The organism is Nitrosomonas mobilis (assembly GCF_900103035.1).
Taxonomy (GTDB): domain Bacteria; phylum Pseudomonadota; class Gammaproteobacteria; order Burkholderiales; family Nitrosomonadaceae; genus Nitrosomonas; species Nitrosomonas mobilis.
Genome location: NZ_FMWO01000092.1, coordinates 1 through 17,556, shown reverse-complemented (window position 1 = coordinate 17,556; position 17,556 = coordinate 1). Strand labels below are relative to the sequence as shown.

At 44.2% G+C, this 17,556-nt stretch carries 13 protein-coding genes and 3 pseudogenes; 5 read left to right on the top strand and 11 right to left on the bottom strand.

Translation table 11 applies throughout. The features are described 5' to 3' along the window. Nucleotides 1-166 precede the first annotated feature (166 nt). The 7 genes and pseudogenes from nadS to NSMM_RS13025 form a co-directional block, all read right to left on the bottom strand. On the bottom strand, nucleotides 167-457 hold the full coding sequence (nadS, locus tag NSMM_RS13055) for a NadS family protein (protein WP_090288086.1): 291 nt from the start codon (nucleotides 455-457) through the stop codon (nucleotides 167-169). Between the two features lies 1 nt (nucleotide 458). Continuing rightward, the gene (locus NSMM_RS13050) at nucleotides 459-830 is read right to left on the bottom strand and encodes a type II toxin-antitoxin system RelE/ParE family toxin (RefSeq protein WP_218121135.1); all 372 of its coding nucleotides are present in this window, start codon (nucleotides 828-830) and stop codon (nucleotides 459-461) included. 590 nt (nucleotides 831-1,420) lie between these two features. After that, nucleotides 1,421-1,570 (bottom strand): annotated as a pseudogene (locus NSMM_RS13045) (transposase); the annotation flags it as partial. A gap of 159 nt (nucleotides 1,571-1,729) precedes the next feature. After that, on the bottom strand, nucleotides 1,730-2,383 hold the full coding sequence (locus NSMM_RS13040) for a recombinase family protein (RefSeq protein WP_090288082.1): 654 nt from the start codon (nucleotides 2,381-2,383) through the stop codon (nucleotides 1,730-1,732). After that, on the bottom strand, nucleotides 2,371-2,745 hold the full coding sequence (locus tag NSMM_RS13035; RefSeq protein WP_090288080.1) for a type II toxin-antitoxin system VapC family toxin: 375 nt from the start codon (nucleotides 2,743-2,745) through the stop codon (nucleotides 2,371-2,373). Before NSMM_RS13035 ends, NSMM_RS13040 begins: the two co-directional genes overlap by 13 nt. A gap of 2 nt (nucleotides 2,746-2,747) precedes the next feature. Continuing rightward, complete coding sequence (locus tag NSMM_RS13030; RefSeq protein WP_176753975.1) at nucleotides 2,748-3,002, bottom strand: ribbon-helix-helix domain-containing protein; 255 nt, start codon at nucleotides 3,000-3,002, stop codon at nucleotides 2,748-2,750. 238 nt (nucleotides 3,003-3,240) lie between these two features. Next, nucleotides 3,241-3,918, bottom strand: a pseudogene (locus NSMM_RS13025) (IS6 family transposase). 184 nt (nucleotides 3,919-4,102) lie between these two features. On the opposite strand from NSMM_RS13025, the pseudogene NSMM_RS16620 reads away from it, so the two are divergent. Further along, nucleotides 4,103-4,597, top strand: a pseudogene (locus tag NSMM_RS16620) (IS6 family transposase); the annotation flags it as partial. After that, nucleotides 4,566-5,000 carry a DDE-type integrase/transposase/recombinase gene (locus tag NSMM_RS13010; RefSeq protein WP_218121134.1) on the top strand — a complete coding sequence of 145 codons (435 nt, stop codon included), beginning with the start codon at nucleotides 4,566-4,568 and terminating at the stop codon, nucleotides 4,998-5,000. The pseudogene NSMM_RS16620 and the gene NSMM_RS13010, both read left to right, overlap by 32 nt. A 90-nt stretch (nucleotides 5,001-5,090) precedes the next feature. On the opposite strand, the gene NSMM_RS13005 is transcribed toward NSMM_RS13010, so the two are convergent. From NSMM_RS13005 to NSMM_RS12995, 3 genes are all read right to left on the bottom strand, one after another. After that, nucleotides 5,091-6,659 (bottom strand): chymotrypsin family serine protease, encoded by a 1,569-nt coding sequence (locus NSMM_RS13005; protein ID WP_090288075.1) that lies wholly within the window; start codon nucleotides 6,657-6,659, stop codon nucleotides 5,091-5,093. Between the two features lie 340 nt (nucleotides 6,660-6,999). Beyond that, the gene (locus NSMM_RS13000; RefSeq protein WP_090288074.1) at nucleotides 7,000-13,260 is read right to left on the bottom strand and encodes an nSTAND1 domain-containing NTPase; all 6,261 of its coding nucleotides are present in this window, start codon (nucleotides 13,258-13,260) and stop codon (nucleotides 7,000-7,002) included. Between the two features lie 157 nt (nucleotides 13,261-13,417). Next, nucleotides 13,418-14,095 carry an IS6 family transposase gene (locus NSMM_RS12995; protein ID WP_090288071.1) on the bottom strand — a complete coding sequence of 226 codons (678 nt, stop codon included), beginning with the start codon at nucleotides 14,093-14,095 and terminating at the stop codon, nucleotides 13,418-13,420. Nucleotides 14,096-14,255: 160 nt separating this feature from the next. On the opposite strand from NSMM_RS12995, the gene NSMM_RS12990 reads away from it, so the two are divergent. The 3 genes from NSMM_RS12990 to NSMM_RS12980 all read left to right on the top strand — a co-directional run bounded on the left by NSMM_RS12990 (nucleotide 14,256) and on the right by NSMM_RS12980 (nucleotide 16,822). Next, nucleotides 14,256-14,540, top strand: a complete 285-nt coding sequence (locus tag NSMM_RS12990; RefSeq protein WP_090288069.1) for a ribbon-helix-helix domain-containing protein — start codon at nucleotides 14,256-14,258, stop codon at nucleotides 14,538-14,540. Beyond that, a complete protein-coding gene (locus NSMM_RS12985) occupies nucleotides 14,524-14,829 on the top strand; it encodes a type II toxin-antitoxin system RelE/ParE family toxin (RefSeq protein ID WP_090288068.1) in 306 nt (101 codons plus the stop codon). The genes NSMM_RS12990 and NSMM_RS12985 overlap by 17 nt, the downstream gene beginning before the upstream one ends. Nucleotides 14,830-15,046: 217 nt before the next feature. Then, nucleotides 15,047-16,822 (top strand): hypothetical protein, encoded by a 1,776-nt coding sequence (locus NSMM_RS12980; RefSeq protein ID WP_090288066.1) that lies wholly within the window; start codon nucleotides 15,047-15,049, stop codon nucleotides 16,820-16,822. Nucleotides 16,823-16,861: 39 nt separating this feature from the next. Here NSMM_RS12980 and NSMM_RS12975 read toward each other — a convergent pair. Beyond that, nucleotides 16,862-17,556 (bottom strand): IS1595 family transposase (locus NSMM_RS12975; RefSeq protein WP_090285594.1); only part of this gene is annotated, 695 nt, incomplete at its 5' end.

Here is a 17,556-nt window from a genome sequence, read left to right as displayed (position 1 = left end):
GATTCGAGACGTGGACCCAGGATATTAAGAATCTGCTCTGAAAACTCGCCTTTATTCTCAATGTAATCCAATATTATTGCACCAGTAAGCATGCATTTCTGAGTCACTTTTTCCTTTGCTTTTTTTTGTTCAAGCTTAATCTCCTGATCTACAGGATGGATGCCTTCTAGCTTTCGAGTGCAACCTGCGTCTCTACTGGTAATTTTTCAATGACACTCAGATACGCAGCTACGGTTGCGTCAGGCTGACGCCGTCCTTGTTCCCAACCCTTGAGCGTTGCCAGAGGAATACGATATGTTGAAGCAAAGGTTTGTTGCGACATTTTGAGCCGTTCACGCAGGCTACGTACATCAGGTACTTCTACTACATGCACCTGCGTCGCTTTTGATTGTCCTTTTGCGTAATCTACTGCCTGGTTCATACTCTCAATCAAATCGTCGCCAAAATTCGTTCCCATTTCAATCTCCTTTTACACTATGCCGTTCTTTCAGCAGTACGGTCAACTTTCTCACCTGTTGCTTCTGATCCAGGGTCAAGTCTGTGCTTACGGCCTTGGCATAGGCCAGCAACATATAAATCGGGGCGTCAGCATGGCAATAAAAATAAACCACACGTGCACCACCACGTTTACCAATACCCGCTCTGCTCCATCGCAGTTTTCGAACACCACCCGTTCCGGGTATGAGATCTCCACTTTCCGGATTCCGTGCGACATAATCAATTAATTCTGCCCGTTCGCCGTCAGTCCAGACCAGCCTGGACAGATTCAGGAATGAGGGAAGCTCGACAACGGTAATGGGCCTCACTTTCATCGCTTTATTGTACGTCATTGACTTCTATTCAACAAGAAAAATCTATCCTTGATGCAGTATTAATACCCTTGCGTAGCGATTATGGATTAGAACGGCGAACTATCGAGTATTTCTCGGCAGTTACTGATATATCAGTAACTGATGGTCCCAATGCCCTCCGCAGCTGTAATCAGGTTAGGGTATAGCTCAAGCTGACACACCGATCACAAATATTCCTGGAAATAGGGAATAACATAGGTCATAACGTCCGTAAATATACTCAGTGAGGACAAAATGAGTCACGCCCAATCACTTGAACTTCTGAAGCAGGCACGAAGCCGCTTTACACAACGTGAGATTTCCGAGCGCGTCGGAAAGCGTCATTTTCAGAAGACGGCTGCATTAAACGTCAGGAGTTGACTTCACTGCAACAGCGGAGGGCATGGGGTCCATCAGGCTATGACGGCTGGTTGGCGCCATGGTCAGCAGTGTGGTATTGCACAAAGGGTCAGACAATGTTATGTGGAGAGCATATAAAAATGAGGTATAACTATAACTGGTTATCATGATAACCATGAGCTATAAAATATTAATTTTTTGGTTCATCCGGAAAGTGCGTGCTTCTGTGTTCAACCGACCAACACATATTTAGTTTCATGTGGCGTTATAATTTTCAGTTTAAAAAATTCGATATCTCTGAAGCCATAAGCCATTTTATGCAACGATTGGATTTTGTTATTAGTGCCTTCCATTACTCCAGTTGACAAGCCATCGAAGTCGAAATAAGCAAGGTGCCTGAGCGGTGAGTAGCAAGGCGTCCTAGAGAATTAAGGGCTCTGTCGCATTATGCGTTTTTTGTCAAAATCCCTCATTGATTGCATTGAAGGAAAATTGCCAAGAATTGCTTAATGCGACAGAGCCTGAAGAAGGTTACCCTCTTAAACTCGATGCATTATTGTCTTGACGGAGGGGTCCACTATAATCTTCGCAGCATCCTTTACATGTACCAATCTATAGATATAGAACGTACTGCGTGAAATCTGCATCTGTTTGCAGATTTCTTTCACATCCAGTCCTTTATCTTCATGCAAAGTTTTGGCCATTTTTACACGAGGATTATTAGGGTCTAATGGCTTGCGGCCACCTGTTCTTCCTCTGGCTCTGGCAGCTTCAAGCCCTGCGCGTGTGCGCTCCTGAATAAGCCGCCGCTCAAACTGGGCAAGGGATGAGAAAATATTGAATACCAGCTCACCACTTGCTGTGGTGGTATCAATAGCACCGTCACAGATAGAACGAAACCCAATACCACGCTGTCGCAATTCTTCAACGAGGCTTACCAAATGAGGCATAGAACGACCAAGCCGGTCCAGTCTCCAGACGAGAAGGGTATCTCCTTTTTTTAATTGGAATAGGCAGGCATCAAGGCCAACGCGCTGAGATGTTGCGCCAGAAATTTTATCGGTAAAGATATTCTTATTATTACAACCTTCATTTTTTAAGGCATCAAGTTGCAAGGCCAAGTCCTGATCGCCTGTACTGACTCGCGCATAACCGTAGAGTGCGCCTGTTTCTTCTTTTCTTAATAAGGACAATACACACTCTCCATCATGGGAAAATGTTTCACATTACATGTGGCAAGGACAAGGTTTTTGCATTCAGCAGAAGAAGCAAGTAGCGCGTCAACAATTCCAACACCATGACTTTTTCCATACTGCCGCCGATATAGGCCGCCTTTAATAGCTGCTTCATCATTTAAAGGGATCACAGGAAAATGCTGCACCAGATTATCAAGCAAGGTGCGTTCCTTGCCTTCTCGAACACCTGCATATAGTTCAGCAACGGTGAGGGCTGACAGGAAAGGAGGGGTCTCCAATCCTTCCAAAAACTGCGCAGCCTTTTCATTGCCACGGAAGAAATCAATTAAGATGCAGGTATCTATAAGGTAATGTGCCATTCCTAACGATCAAACTCCTGGCGAATGGTTTGCATACGCTGCTCAGCGTCTTCATCATCCGACCACATGCCTTTCATGTCATGCAAGGCTTGCTTCCACTGGCCTTGCAATGCGTTTTTTTCTGAAAGCAATAAATCAACCGCCTCACGAATAAGCTCGCTTTGGCGAGTTCCAGAGGTGAGGGCAAGGGACTTGAGAGCTTGCTCTTGTTCCTTGGATAGATAGACCTGTGTGCGCACCATAGAATCTTGTTTCATATACATTACTGTATATGTTTTAAATGGGTAATGCAAGTCTTATTTGATAATTGTCTTATTTATTAGCGCACTCAATGAGTTTAAGGGACATTGATTTATGAGACAACAAAACGGAACAGTTTTATGGGTGTTTTGAGGGATAAAAAGGGTAGGGCGGTAGTGTCCGGTTCTGTCGCATTAACGAAAGAAAGCTGATATTTTCTTGATTTTATCGAGTGTACAGTTGGTCTTGACGTAATTATCTTGCTAGAGCATAAAATTGTTCAGCAAAAGACATCTCGTCAGTTTCTTCCATCATCATCTGTCCTTTGCGAATCATATGCATTAATTCTATGCCAGCCAAGATACTTTTAGCTGACTGAAAAGATTTGAACCCGAGCATTGGCTTTGTTATTCGTTTCACTGCCCGATGGTCTTGTTCCACAATATTATTGAGATATTTGACCTGACGAACCACCATGGGTATGTCCCTGCTAGCATTGATCTCATCAATCGCTGCTTTATTGGCGCCACTCTTATCCATCGTGACCTTTTCAGGAACGCCATTGGCTTGCATGGCTTTGTCAAAGAAGCGTTTGGCAGCGGCCTTATCGCGTTTGGCCGTTAATAGAAAGTCGATCGTTTTACCATCCCTGTCCACAGCGCGGTAGAAGTATTTCCAAACGCCTTTGACCTTGATATAAGTCTCGTCCATTCGCCAGCTTCCACCAACCGGGCGCTTGTACTTTCTGAAAATCTTTTCCAGTAATGGTAAAAATCGGATCGCCCAACGGCTCACTGTTGAATGATCCACAGATACACCACGCTCCTCCATCATTTATTCCAGGTGCCGGCAACTTAACGGGTACGCTGCGTACCAGCGCACACAAACCAGAATTATCTCAAGCGGAAACCGCATTCCTTTCACATCAAGCATGTAATCTATCCATTTATCTCAATCATAATAGTCTACAAGACTATGAGGTCAGTTTTCTTAATGCGACAGAACCGTTTATGTGGTAACAGTCAGCACATCGCCAGAATATGCCTGGATACATGATCGTTGGCCTAGATTGGTTCGGCTAGATCAATGCAAGGAACCCTGATTTTGACAATAACTCTGGCGAGTAGATGAGACTTATGTAAAAGTTAAAGGAAAATGGACGTATTTATTCAGGATTGTCGACAAGTGCGGTCACACAATTAAGTTTTATTTGTCGTCTACACGCAGTGCTAAGGTGGCTAAGCGGTTCCTCAGCAAAGCGCTCAAGTCCATAAAACCATGAGCACATCCAATGACGATCAATACAGACAAAGCGCTAGCTTTTGGTTCCGTCATTGAGGAACTGAAAATGGAAGAAAAATGCCTAAAATATACGGTAAACCGGCAGGTGGAATATCTGAACAATATTGTCGAAGCCGATCACGGCAAACTCAAACGCTTGATAAATCCTGTACGTGGATTTAAATCCTTAGAGACTGCCTATGCAACGATCAAGGGGTTTGAAATCATGCGCATGTTTAAGAAAGGACAAATGAATGCATGGGCACGCGGACAAGGTCTTGTAGGAGAAATTCGTCTTATTGAAAGACAATTCTATACTTACACAGCGTAATCCAATATATCAGATACTTATCCCTGGCCAAAGATATTTTTTGCAACAGAGCCAGGCGGAGGCTAAACGCTTTTTTGACAAAGCCGTGCAAGACAATGACATTCCTGAAAAAGTCACGATGGATAAGAGTGGCACCAATAAAGCGGCGATTGATGAGATCATCAAGAATAATGATACTTCCATTGTCGTTAGGCAGGTCAAATACCTCAACAATATCGTGGAACAAGACCATCGAGCAGTGAAACGAATAACAAAACCAATGCTTGGATTCAAATCGTTTCAATCAGCTAAAAACATCTTAGCTGGCATCGAACTAGCGCACATGATTCGCAAAGGTCAGATGATTATGGAGGGAGCGGACAAGATGTCTTTTGCTGAGCAATTTTATGCGTTGGCAAGATAATCGCGTCAAGACCAATTGTACACTTGATAAAATTAACCAGATATCAGCTTTCTTTCGTTAATGCGACAGAACCCTTGCCCCCATTATCGGCTAATAGTATTCAATTTTTACATTAAATTCAGCTAATACTTTATCATCATAAAGGTCTTTTCGAAGAACATCTAAGGCTATTTGCAAATGGGGACTACCATACTTCTGATATCTCTTGAGCAGATCATCTATTACTTCAAGATCGGCGTGATTAATTTCCACAGACAAGCCTTCCAACATGGCATTGAACAATGGTCTCTGGCTTTGAAAAACTTTGGCTGTGCGTAAAAGAAGTTTTGGGTTGGTGGCAGCAATGCGTACAGCTTCATCCGTGATTTGGTAATAGATGTTTTTATATTGCTGACCCCGAGAAGACTTCTCCAGAACCTGTTCGCGAAACTTATGGCCCAGAGAAACAGCTATTTCTGGATCGGACAAAGTATTAGCCATTGACGTAAATAAACAATCCTGTAAACAGCTCGAGACATCCAAGGAGAGATTGAGGGCTGCCAACACGTGTTTTATATGATTTGCATAGTTATGTAGTGTGTTGCCATCGTTATTGTCAGTAGATTCGGCGACTGCAAAGTTCAGACCCACAATGTTATAAAAAGGCACATTCCCACCCCCCTGGGCCGGCCTATCGCTTAGAAGCGCAGAGCCTGAGTCACCACCCCTCATTACTGTTCCGTCAGTAGTTACCCACTCAATTAAACCCTTCATCGTGATGTCGTCGCAGCAACCAGTAGCATACTTCCTGGACACATTCATATGCACAATCGTTCCGCGAGTGTCACCAGTTGTGCGGCCACTTTTACGCACAGGGTCTCCAATCATTGGAGAACCTTCCCCGCCGGAAAAGCCAATGTCGCGAAATATAAAAAAGGTTTGCTCTGAAGAACTCTCTATTTTAGTCGCGTCTGCCAAGTTGCTGTTCGAATTACATGATAGCGGTGCATGCCCTGAAACTTTACCGATCACATCGCATAAGCCATCGGTTATACATGAACCTGAGTTTACGTCCCCTAGACCAGGGTGTACCCAAGTACTACCCATTGGCGCCATCTCGCAGGTTGTTATAGACTGGTTGCAGTGTGAATTAGTTACAAACACTATTTTCTGAGTGCCGAGATCGCAAGCCTTGAACCCAAGACTGCAAGCTATTGGTGCTGAAGAACTATTCCACCCTCCAGAATTCCCCATCTCCACAGGCAAGGGCTGTCGGTCAGCGTGACATTCAGCAGTTCCCGCAGCTCCGCAGGGCGGGAATCCGTCTAAAAGCTGGATTGGGTCTCTGAGCAGCACCCAGACAGGAATGCCGCCGATTATCTTCGGTAGTGCGGGAGCCGGTTCAGATTTATCAATAAAGACGCTGAAGTGGAGGCCGTTCTCAGATCGGCCGATGCCGATGCCTAGCACTCCAGGGATGTCTAAGATATCATCCTCATATTGAGATTGTATTCTTTCGAGCTGTTCTAATTGTTCCTCAAGCGAAAGGGGCAAGGAAGTTTTTTTTGGAAAGCAGGATGAAAGCATAAGAATGGTGAGGAGTAAAACTACCATACCTATTAAATAAATGGCCCGTCTATTGTTCAATAAAGTAACGTTTAACAAGTCTTTAAATTTCATTTTTTATGGTCGAGTAGAATCCCCTTTGCTGAGATTTAAAAGTACTGGTTCAGGCGCTATTGAAAAAATTTATTTTCGATAAAAAATAAATTTAAAAGATGTTGAAAAAGAGTTAGATGAAAAATGTAATATAGCTGTTTTTTTATTTTTTGCAACAGAGATAGCTTTTCAATATATATATTTGATGAGGGTTAATAGGACTTTTTTTGCTTTTTTACCAGGTCTTTTTTGCAGATTATTGTTGTTCTTCAAGTGCGATTATTTTCTCGGAAATGCCGAATAAATCGATCAAGCCGCATGTTTTTTCTGATAATGCGACAGAACCAAATAACAGGGCTTATTATTTTAATCTTGCCTGCTCAGCAGCCCATTCATAAACCTGATCAAACTTGCTCTGACCTAAGCTGGGCGGGTCTAGCAATGGACGGATGCGATCTTCATGTTCGAAGAAATAGTCATTATGCGTATATAGCCTTGGCTGTCGGGGGCTTTCGATGATATTAGAACCATCCACCTTACGTTGCCATAATAATTCTACTCCTTGCTTCATATGGTGTAGAATGGCGCGCTGTTGTTTGTCCTTAGCCGTGAACAAATCCAGAAGACGCATATCAAGTGGCCAAACAAACACGCCAGAGTCGAGTTGTCCATTTTCAAAAATTCCAGCTGTAAATGTTCGTCCATCTGGAGCAAAACTAAAAGGGTTCGATCCTTGTAGTTCATGCAGTTTGTGACCGGTTTTTACATCCCATAATGCTAGAATAGAATTGCCATATTTTGTTGCGATAATTCTACCATCTGAACTGAAAACCCCTTCAGTCTTATCTTTCATTATATGAACATCAGGAAAATTATACTTGAGCTTGCCATTTCCAGTGTCCCATAGATTAACTCCCTTTTTTTCGGTATTAGTAGCAAGTAAATCATTATTGGGACTGAACACTGGGGAACTGTTGTCCTTTATCACAAGCCGAAGAGAAAGTGTATGTACATCCCACAGACGTACTTCACTTTCTTGAAATTCGTTACTCGAGGCCAATATGGTGCCTTCGGAATTAAATGTCAATCTGCGGACTGGGTCTTTACTCTCGGTCAATAAAGTGCCAACAAGCCTTCCATTTTTTACATTCCATATTTTTATGGACTCATATCCGCCCGATGCCAGCAGTTGGTTATTAGGGCTAAAGGCCAGACTGGTTACGTTGTCTTTGTGGCCAATAAGCTGGTGTTTTATCACCCCCTCTTGGATACTCCACAACTGAATCGATTTATTTTCCAAGCCTCGTGAGGCTAATAATCGGCCATCTGGACTAAAAACAATATCTTCGGGCCTTGCAGTATGGGAGTGGCCACCCGCTTCAATTGTGTCATTAAGTAACTGCCCTGTTTCGATATCCCACAAATGTAATGAATATCCAAGATATTGAGCAATCAGCTGTTCTCCATCAGGTGTAAACACCAGACACTTAAGAGTGGCGTTTTGAGTCTTGATTTCCTGAATGACCTGGTCAGTATTTAGGTCACTGATTTGTAAAGAATCGTTATTATCATCACTGCTCGCCAACATTTGATTGCCCGTGCTAAGTGCACCTACACTACCACTTGATGTGGCGTTACCTTTTTCATCAAAAAGCAAGATCCCTTTATTAAAATTTGGCAGAGCAAAGCGACCTGACAATTTATTTGATATGTTTAAAGCCATTGCACTCAGTGCCTTTTCCGGTTTTATCCATTCTTTTGTTTGGGTATTCAATATCCGTAATGGTCCATTGTCAAAAATTGCCAATAATGGTGAATCAGGAAAAAAAGATAACGCAGTAATGAAACCTGCCTCAAATGAATCTATTTTATTACCGGAAGCAGTGTCCCATAAATTCATGGTTGCAGGGCTAACGCCCGTCGACACAGCAACTTGTTTACTGTCAGGCCTGAAACTAAACTGACTTATACCTCGCATGTTATCTTGCTTAAGTATATGTTTCAGATGACCGGTGCCGACATCCCAAAGGGCCGTTTTTTCTCCATCCATTGTTAACAGCGTGCGACCATCTGGACTGAAACCCATCTGAGAAACAACTTTCTCATTCGCGATCGTTAAACCAGGATATCCGTTTTTAACATTCCATAATCGCACTGTCATGTCGTCAGAAGCAATTGCGATTGTTTGAGTATCTGGACTAAAAGCAGAGCTAATAATTTCACCCTGATCCAAGGTGTGACGTAACACACCCTCTTGTATGTCCCACAACCGTACCGACTTATTGTCCGGTGTAGGAATTGCTACAAGCTGACTATCTGAACTGACAATACAGTTATCCCGAGAAGCGAAACCATTACCAATAAAGCGTTGTTTAAGTTCACCGCTAGTAACATTCCAGACGCCGATGGTTTGTGTTACTGAACCGACCGCTAGCCAAGGCTGTGTGGGATGAAACGCTAAGTCCTCATAATAACCATGAACAGGAAGTTTTCGAACAAGACGACCAGTGCTGATATTCCAGATACCTACAGTTTTTCCCTGATCTCCCAATGCTAGCCATTTTCCATCTGAACTGTAGCTAATCTTTCTAACAAAACTAGTTAGCGGTTCTTTAAATGCGAGTATAGGTGCACCGGATGCAGCATTAATTAAGCGTACTGTCTTGTCGGAACATCCTAATGCGAGACTCAGGCCATCCGTTGTAAATGTTAGTGCAGTTATAGGACAATTTGTATCAACAATACGATTAAGCTTGCCACTAGCAGTCTCAACAAAATATAATCTATATCCATTTGATAGTACAATCCATTGCCCATCTGGACTGAATACGATATTTAAAGAACCGTGAAGATCAATAGTATCCAACGGTAATGTGTGTAATAGATTTCCGCTTGCTATATTCCAGACATATAACACGAAATCTCTACTCAGGCTGCCAACTCCTATAGCAAAAAACTGATCAGTTGGATCAAATGCCAAATATGTTCCCGAGTCTTTTGGAACTTTATGACCTTTGAACGTTTGGATACGATTTTTTGATGTCACATTCCAGAAATGTACGGTTTCGTTTTCAATGCTAGCAGCATTAAGCTTATTATTTTCTGCGTTGTATTCAATCTGAATTTCGCCGTGATTACTTTTAAGTTTATACATTAGTTTGCCGCTCTTAGTAGCCCATATATAAACCATTTCCCCGCTACTGGCAGCAAGTGTTTTACCATCCAAGCTAAATGAAATACTTGAAATAACCTGGTTGTCAGGGGTCGTAAATACATGCGACAGCTGATTATTTGCAATATTCCATAGTATTACCGTTCCATCATAAGAACCAGTAGCCAAACTATTACTATCCGGGCTAAAGTCAATTTGAGTAATTGCGCTTTTATGCTTATTAAAAATAGAAACCAACTTACCTTTAGCTGTACTCCAAAGACGCACTGATTTATCGTACGATCCTGTAGCAATCAAACTGCCATTAGGACTAACCGCAATGCTGGATATAATATCGCTGTGACCTTCATCTGGCTGAATTTGTGCATTGGATCTTACATCCCACAAGCGTAAACCATTATTGTTAGAAACCGAGGCAAGGATACTACCATCAGGACTGAACGCAATATCATTAATACCTCGAATATGTTCGCTCAATGTGGCCAGTCGTTGACCGTTATGAGGATTCCATAAATTTATATCGCCTTTATATCCACCGGTAGCCATAATTCCTTTATCAGGACTAAATGCCAGACCATAGATGCCTTGATCATGAGAAAAGGTTCGCAAATGTTTACGGGTTTCAATGTCCCAAATATGTACATTGGGGCCTTCTGCAGTTGCAAGCATATGTTCCTGCGGACCAAAACCAATGTCAAACATTTTAACTCCACCCCTTTCACCGCGAGGCATGTGAGTCACATCGCCAGTTTCTCTTGCATAGAGATGTGCCTTGTTATCAGTTATTGCCGCCAGCCACTTTTGTGACGAATCTATCTCAATTTTTTCAGACATACCTGCCTCTAGCAACTTAAGTGTTGTTATATCAGCCACTTCTGCATCAGGTTTCCAAATTGATATTCCTTGTGATGAAGCAACTGCTAGATGTTTATTATCTGGATAGAATTTGATATCAAAAAATTGATTCGTGCCACCTTCGAGTGTATGTAATAAGTCTCCTTGTTTTGTACCCCAGAGGCGAACACTCCCATCACTGGAAGCTGAGGCTAGTTTGTGGCTGTCCGGAGAGAATGCCAAACCATTAATATTTTCATTGTGAGCATCGATTCGATGAACCAAGCGGCCACTGGCAACCTCCCATAGTAAAAGTTGTGATATTTTGCTCACATACAGCTTTGAACTTTGTCCCGCAGCCAGCCAACGCCCATCCGGGCTATAGGCAATCCTGCGCAAGCTAGGATAAAAATATAATACAGGTGATGTCCAGTATTCGTTAAATGCATCACGTGTTAAATTTCCCAGCAACAATGAACCTAAAGTTTCACTAGAAAGCGCTTGTTTATCAACCGGTATATCGAGTAAAGCTGCTTCTGATGCATATAACCAAGCTGAACGATAACTTTCACTATTGCCACTTTCCTGTGCTTTGGCAAGTGCATCCAACGCCCTTTCTTCATAAAATTTGGCTGAGTTGAAATTAGCCGTCAGTAAATTCTGTTGTGCTTCTTGCTCAGACATGAGTGCCCAACCTAGAAAAGCAGCAAGTACAACAATTACACTCACAAAGATTCCTGCTCGAACTTGTGTGTTACGTTGCTGGTGTGCAAGTGAGCGCTGTATATATGGTTTAATATCTGCAACTGGAATATCTTTGGCCACGTGCAGCAATTTGCGACCATCTTCCAATTCACTGCCTCGTGGCAATAGACGGTCATTGCGATTATTATTTTCTTGCCACAACCGCATACGCTCCCGAATTCGTTCTCGAATTCGCAGATTGTCACGATTGGATTCAATCCATTCACGTAAACGGTTCCAACGTTGCAACAGGGCTTCATGCACGATTTCGGCGTGGCGCACGCCGTCTTCATCACCTGATAGGGTGATCAGGCGTAACTCGGTTATATGGCTGGCCGGATTAATGGTGGTTCCCGCCAAATGGAGCAATACTTTTTCAAGATGAACCGGGTCGTCACTGTCAGCAATCAGTTCATCGATCTGAATTCGCTTGCGTGTATCCGGTGTGTTTTCCCCAATCTGCACCATCGCCAGTAGTGCATGCCGAGCCAGATTTTGTTCTGTTTCATTCAGCGCCATGAACAAATTTTCAGCCTGTTCATGTAAAGCGCCACCAACCCCACCAAGTTTGTGCAGTGTTTCTTCAGGTTGCGTGCCCTGTTTCATGCCCTCCCAGATGGCGCTCAATGTTACTTGCAGCAGTGGCAACGCACCATCACGATCAAGTGTTTGTGCTACTAATTGATCAATGACAATATCACTTAAAGGTGAACCAGCGCGTGCAGCAGGTACGGAAATAGCCTGTCGCAGTCCTTTCTCGGTCGGCGGACCGACCAGTGATTTTTGTTCGGCACAAATACTAGCCAGTGTTTTGTGCCGGTGTGTGAGTTGTTCAAAGAAGTCACTACGCAATGTGATAATTACTGCTATTCGGCCTTCCCGGTCGCTCGCAGCCTCCAATAGATTGGCTACAAAGATATCCGACTCGGTATCGATTGATTCCTGATCAGAATAACGATCTGTTAGCGTATAAAGTTCTTCAAATTGATCAACAACTAATAAAAAATGTTGATTAGCTTCTGCCGGCGCACCGGAGATTATTGCATCGACTATGTTTAGCAACCCACAAAATCGTCCATTTGACGTTTGCTTCAGTAGAATCTCGTAGTCATTGATACATGTTGCTCTGTTCTTTCCTTCCAGACTTAAACGTGCCAGTTCTATTGTTAATTGACGAAGTGGGCGGCTGCGCGGTGAAAATACTAGAGTAGTGAGTGTGCCATTTTCTGCATCACCAATTACTTTACGAATACGTGGCAGCAGACCAGCCTGCACTAATGAGGATTTGCCGCTACCTGAAGGACCGAGAACAGGTAATATGCGTACTGGCGTCTGGTCATTCAGTGGTGTCGTCAGGCTCAGAAATTGGCGAAGAAACTTCTCGATTTCTTCATCGCGTCCAAAGAAGCGTTCTGCATCTTCTTCTTTGAATACCGCCAACCCTTTGTAAGGGTTTTCTCCAATTGGTAAGGGTGATGCGGTTTTATTCAGGTGTTGCCGCAATGCTTCAATGAGCTTTGTTAGACCTGAATTATCAGTGCCGTTTCTCCAACCTGTCAGATCTGCGGTCTGAATGCGACTGAAACCGTACGGTGGCTCTACTTGCTCAATATAAATAGGAAACAGAAGATTGTTACGTTTTCCATATTCAGCTTCTTCAAGTACGAAATCGCTCTCACGCGAACTGACGGACCATAGCACCACAACAGCTTTAGCAGCATGCAACTCCTTTTCGATGTCATGATGCCAACGGTGTCCAACATGGATTTGCCTGTCGATAAAAACAGTCCAGCCTGCCTCATGCAAGTGCTGGATCAATCTATCAGCAATCGCAAGATCTTTCCTTGAATAACAGACGAAGATATCACGCATGGAACACGCCACCTTTAATAAGCTGTTGAAAAACCGCGTTCAGTCTGAGATTCTGTTTTAAAAGACTGCGAACATTTCGATTCGGGTTCTGTCGCATTAACTATAAAAATGCATATTTCAAGAGAGCAGATGTACCGGCTTCTGTCACTAGACGGATTTATTCTGCTAACGCATAAAATTGCTCAGCAAAAGACATCTTGTCCGCTCCCTCCATCATCATCTGACCTTTGCGAATCATGTGCATGAGTTCGATGCCAGTCAAGATGTTTTTAGCTGATTGAAAAGATTTGAATCCGAGCATTGGTTTTGTTATTCGTTTCACTGCTCGATGGTCTTGTTCCACAATATTATTGAGATATTTTACCTGACGAACCATCATGGATATCTCCCTGTTGGCATTGATCTCATCAATCGCTGCTTTATTCGCGCCATTTTTATCCATCGTGATCTTTTCAGGAATGTCACTGGCTTGCATGGCTTTGTCAAAAAAGCGTTTAGCCGCGCCCTTATCGCGCTTGGCCGTTAATAGAAAGTCGATCGTTTTACCATCCCTGTCCACAGCGCGATAGAGGTATTTCCAAACGCCTTTGACCTTGATATAAGTCTCGTCCATCCGCCAGCTCCCACCAACCGGGCGCTTATACTTTCTGAAAATCTTTTCCAGCAATGGTAGAAACCGGACCACCCAACGGCTCACTGTAGAATGGTCAACCGTAACAGCACGCTCTTCCATCATCTCTTCCAGATGCCGGCAACTTAACGGGTACGCTGCGTACCAGCGGACACAAACCAGAATTATCTCAAGCGGAAACCGCATTCCTTTCACATCAAGCATGTAATCTAACCATTTATCTCAATCATAATAGTCTACAAGACTATTAGGTCAGTTTTCTTAATGCGACAGAACCTGAAATTTTACTAATTTTTCTCAAAAAATAGTGCTCAAATTACCCGTTATGGGGTAAGATCAGGGTATATAACTTGGAGAAATTACCATGATGAAAGTATCTTTTGCTGAAATAGATGAAGCCTACCTTCGTAACAAAGTTGAGAATGGCTATTATAGTAGCTTGTCCGAGGCTATACGCGATACTGTACGCAAACAAAGGGAAAGTGAACAAAACCGCTTGCTTGCTGCTTTAGAGGCTGGGGAGAGAGCGATACAAGAAGGTCAGACACAACCATTTACCCGTGCATTATTCGATCAAGTAATACAGGATGGAATATCAAAAGCAAAAAACAGTGAGATAGTTGTAAACACAGATGTCATCACCCAATAATTACGAACTTATTATCACCGATCCTGCGCGAGACGACTTAGGAGCTATTGCAGCTTATACTTTCACAAAATGGGGTGAAGAACAGTCCACTAAGTACACAGAAGGGCTCTATAAAACAATAGTAAACATAGCCAATGATCCAGATACTGGAAAATCTCGTTATGGCGTTCCAAAAGTTATCAAAGGCCGTAAATCAGGGCGACATGTCATTTTTTTTCGTATTATCGGTCAAATAATTTTTATTATGCGAATTTTGCACGAAAGCATGGATCACGGCAGACATTTATAATGGATCTTAGTATTCTTGGCTCTGTCGCATTAAGCAATTCTTGGCAATTTCTCTTCTATGAAATCAATGAGAGAATTGGATAAAAAACGCTTAATGCGACAGAACCATTATTGGCATGCGAACTGACCCACCTGAAATAGCCTACCCCACCGCAACCCCGGCTTTGCCAGAGGTATGTGACTTATAAATGAGAGCGCGGGTTTCCATTTTGATTGTTATGATACGAGTGATCATCGTGCTGATTGTGCTATTGCTCTTAGCCACGTTTGCTTACTACTGGCCCCGTACAATACTGTTAACAGTCTATCTACTTGTGAGCGGTGCCCTGGTCGCACGCTACAGCCGCGATGCATTTTCCGAGTCAGAGCGGGCAAGCGCATGGAATACCATGCTAGCAAATTTTGCCAATGCCCATCTGCGAGCGGATCCAACGCTCACCCGTCTGCGCCGACGCTTCTCCGCTATGCTACTGATCCTTGCGGAAGCACTGTTGTGGCCGCGCCAAGCTATCATATCGCTTGCTGGCCGACCGCTCTTGCGACGCAACTCGGTCGGGCAATTGATTCCGCGTAGATACCGGCCTACGACACTTTTCTACGTTTTTTACTTGGTAAGCGCAGCTTTATTCGCGTTGCTGCCATTCACCGTTCTGTGGTTCTCGGTCAACGAACGCACCGCCGAGCCGATCGCACTCACCTTATTCTGCTTGCTCGCTGTCAGTCTGTTCGCGCGTCATTTCGCAATGCTGATCTTCCCGCACGACCTGAAGGCCTCAATGCGTCGCACGCCTGGTGACCCGCGTATTTTTTTCGCCATCTACCTGTGTATCGACACTTTTGCGTTTGCCGTGTTGGTGCAATTCGTCGGCATACAAGCCGGAACGTCTTTACTTGGCCTAGGTGGTTTCAAAGACGCGCTCGTCAACGTACTATCGATTTCGGAGCTTCGCGCGCTCATACAAGAACTCATGCAGGTATTTAATATCGAGTTGTCGCAGATCGCTGTCAACATGCTACAAACTTTGGCGCAAGTAACAGCGCTACAGGCGTTCGAGATGCTTTGCTCCGGCCTGGTCTACCTCAACATTGTACGCATGCTGTTACCGTTCAATTCATGGGAGCAAACCGACGAAGACTTAAAATTAATCGCGCGCAGGTTGCTAATCGGTGGCTGCGCCGAGGAAGCACGAACCACACTTGCCAAGATCAAAAATTACGATGACGAAACGGCACAACTGGATGCTTTGCTTACCGCACACCGTGGCAATCTCAATGCGGCGGTGAAGAAAATGCGTTGGGCGCATGCGCGTAACGACCTGCCAGAGGACGCAGATTTGATCTTTATGGATGTCATCGGCCAGTTGATGCTCATCCCCGAGAGCAATCTAAGCACAGCTCAGATGATCAATTTCGTTCTCGACAATAATGTCAGTGACACTACTCTCGTGATGTTCTTGTCTTTGTCTTTTTCTTTTGGTCTCGTGAGCGGGCACATCGACCCACTTGAGACGTTAGAGATCATCAAGAGTAAGGAACGCCTGGGCGATTATCCATTGAGTGCAGCGTTAATCGAAATTGGTGAAGGAGACCTGGCAAGCGCCCGCGCCAGACTGGAAATATACGCACCCGCTGACGTAGTATCTCGTTGCGCGATGCTGCTGATTAAGGAGATAATCGCCGCACCCTCACCAGCGCCATCGATAAATCAGGCGGCTGAACAGGTGGTTGTCGCCATCGATGCAGTAGTGTTCGAAGAACTGACCTTGGCCCAGCAACTGACGTTGGTCTCGATCTTGATCTGTTTTCGTTGTGCCATTGCTTCACGCGGCGAGACCGCTCCTGCGCTCACCGCACTGACCTCGAAGACCCTCGCTAACATCCGTGAGTTTTATCCAAGCCACCGCAACGTCTCCCTACTGGAGAACTACAGCCGTATCGTCGAGGCTCAAGCCAGACGGAAAAATTCACCTACTCCGACAGTACTTACTGCATAACCGAGCGGCCGCCTGAAGCTCTTTCGATAAAATAAAAGGCTATGTCTGCATTAATAGTTGAAACTGATTTTCTCGTCCGAGAGCGGCCTGGAGACCAATGATTGGCGAGTTGTGCCCACCCCAACGTTCCAGCCATCTACGCCAGCCTAGGTACCTTTCCAGGTATTTGGTTGCGACCCCATGAAATCTTTTCATCCACTGTTTAAGTCTGCTGTCGTAGGCATTAACATTCTGGATATGGTAAACACCAGCAATGACTCGAATTCCAGCAGAGAGATTGACGGGGTGATGGGTAATTCCGAGGCTATGAGCCACAGACCGGTAGACGGCAGCGCCATCACTACAGAAAATGGCATCTTTTGCCAGGATAGCCCGCAAAGGAGGCTCAATTGTCTTCTTATCAAGCGCATTCAACATGAAATCTGCTGTTGCACCAGAGCGGTCGCGTACTACCAGCACCGGCACCTGATCTTTGCCTGTTCCACGTACATGGATTTGCTTACCGCGTTTACGCGGTGGACGATTCAGGTGACGTTGACCTTTGCAGGAAGAGGGAAAAAAGGTCTCATCCGCCTCAATGATTCCTTGCAAGTGGTTGGCTTTAGTAGCCGCCGGCAAAGTCAGGAACCGATGGCGCCAACGAAAACTGGTGTTTTTGTCTATTCCGCATTGCCTGCCGCTAGCTCGCACGGTCAAACCTTCAATCAACGCTGCACTGTAATTCAACCATTGCT

Coding starts and splice junctions, on each gene's coding strand:
- NSMM_RS13005 (WP_090288075.1), bottom strand. CDS start 6,659: ATGAAATTTAAAGACTTGTTAAACGTTACTTTATTGAACAATAGACGG.
- NSMM_RS13035 (WP_090288080.1), bottom strand. CDS start 2,745: ATGGCACATTACCTTATAGATACCTGCATCTTAATTGATTTCTTCCGT.
- NSMM_RS13030 (WP_176753975.1), bottom strand. CDS start 3,002: ATGAAACAAGATTCTATGGTGCGCACACAGGTCTATCTATCCAAGGAA.
- NSMM_RS12995 (WP_090288071.1), bottom strand. CDS start 14,095: ATGCTTGATGTGAAAGGAATGCGGTTTCCGCTTGAGATAATTCTGGTT.
- NSMM_RS12980 (WP_090288066.1), top strand. CDS start 15,047: ATGATACGAGTGATCATCGTGCTGATTGTGCTATTGCTCTTAGCCACG.
- NSMM_RS12985 (WP_090288068.1), top strand. CDS start 14,524: ATGTCATCACCCAATAATTACGAACTTATTATCACCGATCCTGCGCGA.
- NSMM_RS12990 (WP_090288069.1), top strand. CDS start 14,256: ATGATGAAAGTATCTTTTGCTGAAATAGATGAAGCCTACCTTCGTAAC.
- NSMM_RS13000 (WP_090288074.1), bottom strand. CDS start 13,260: ATGCGTGATATCTTCGTCTGTTATTCAAGGAAAGATCTTGCGATTGCT.
- NSMM_RS13050 (WP_218121135.1), bottom strand. CDS start 830: ATGACGTACAATAAAGCGATGAAAGTGAGGCCCATTACCGTTGTCGAG.
- nadS (WP_090288086.1), bottom strand. CDS start 457: ATGGGAACGAATTTTGGCGACGATTTGATTGAGAGTATGAACCAGGCA.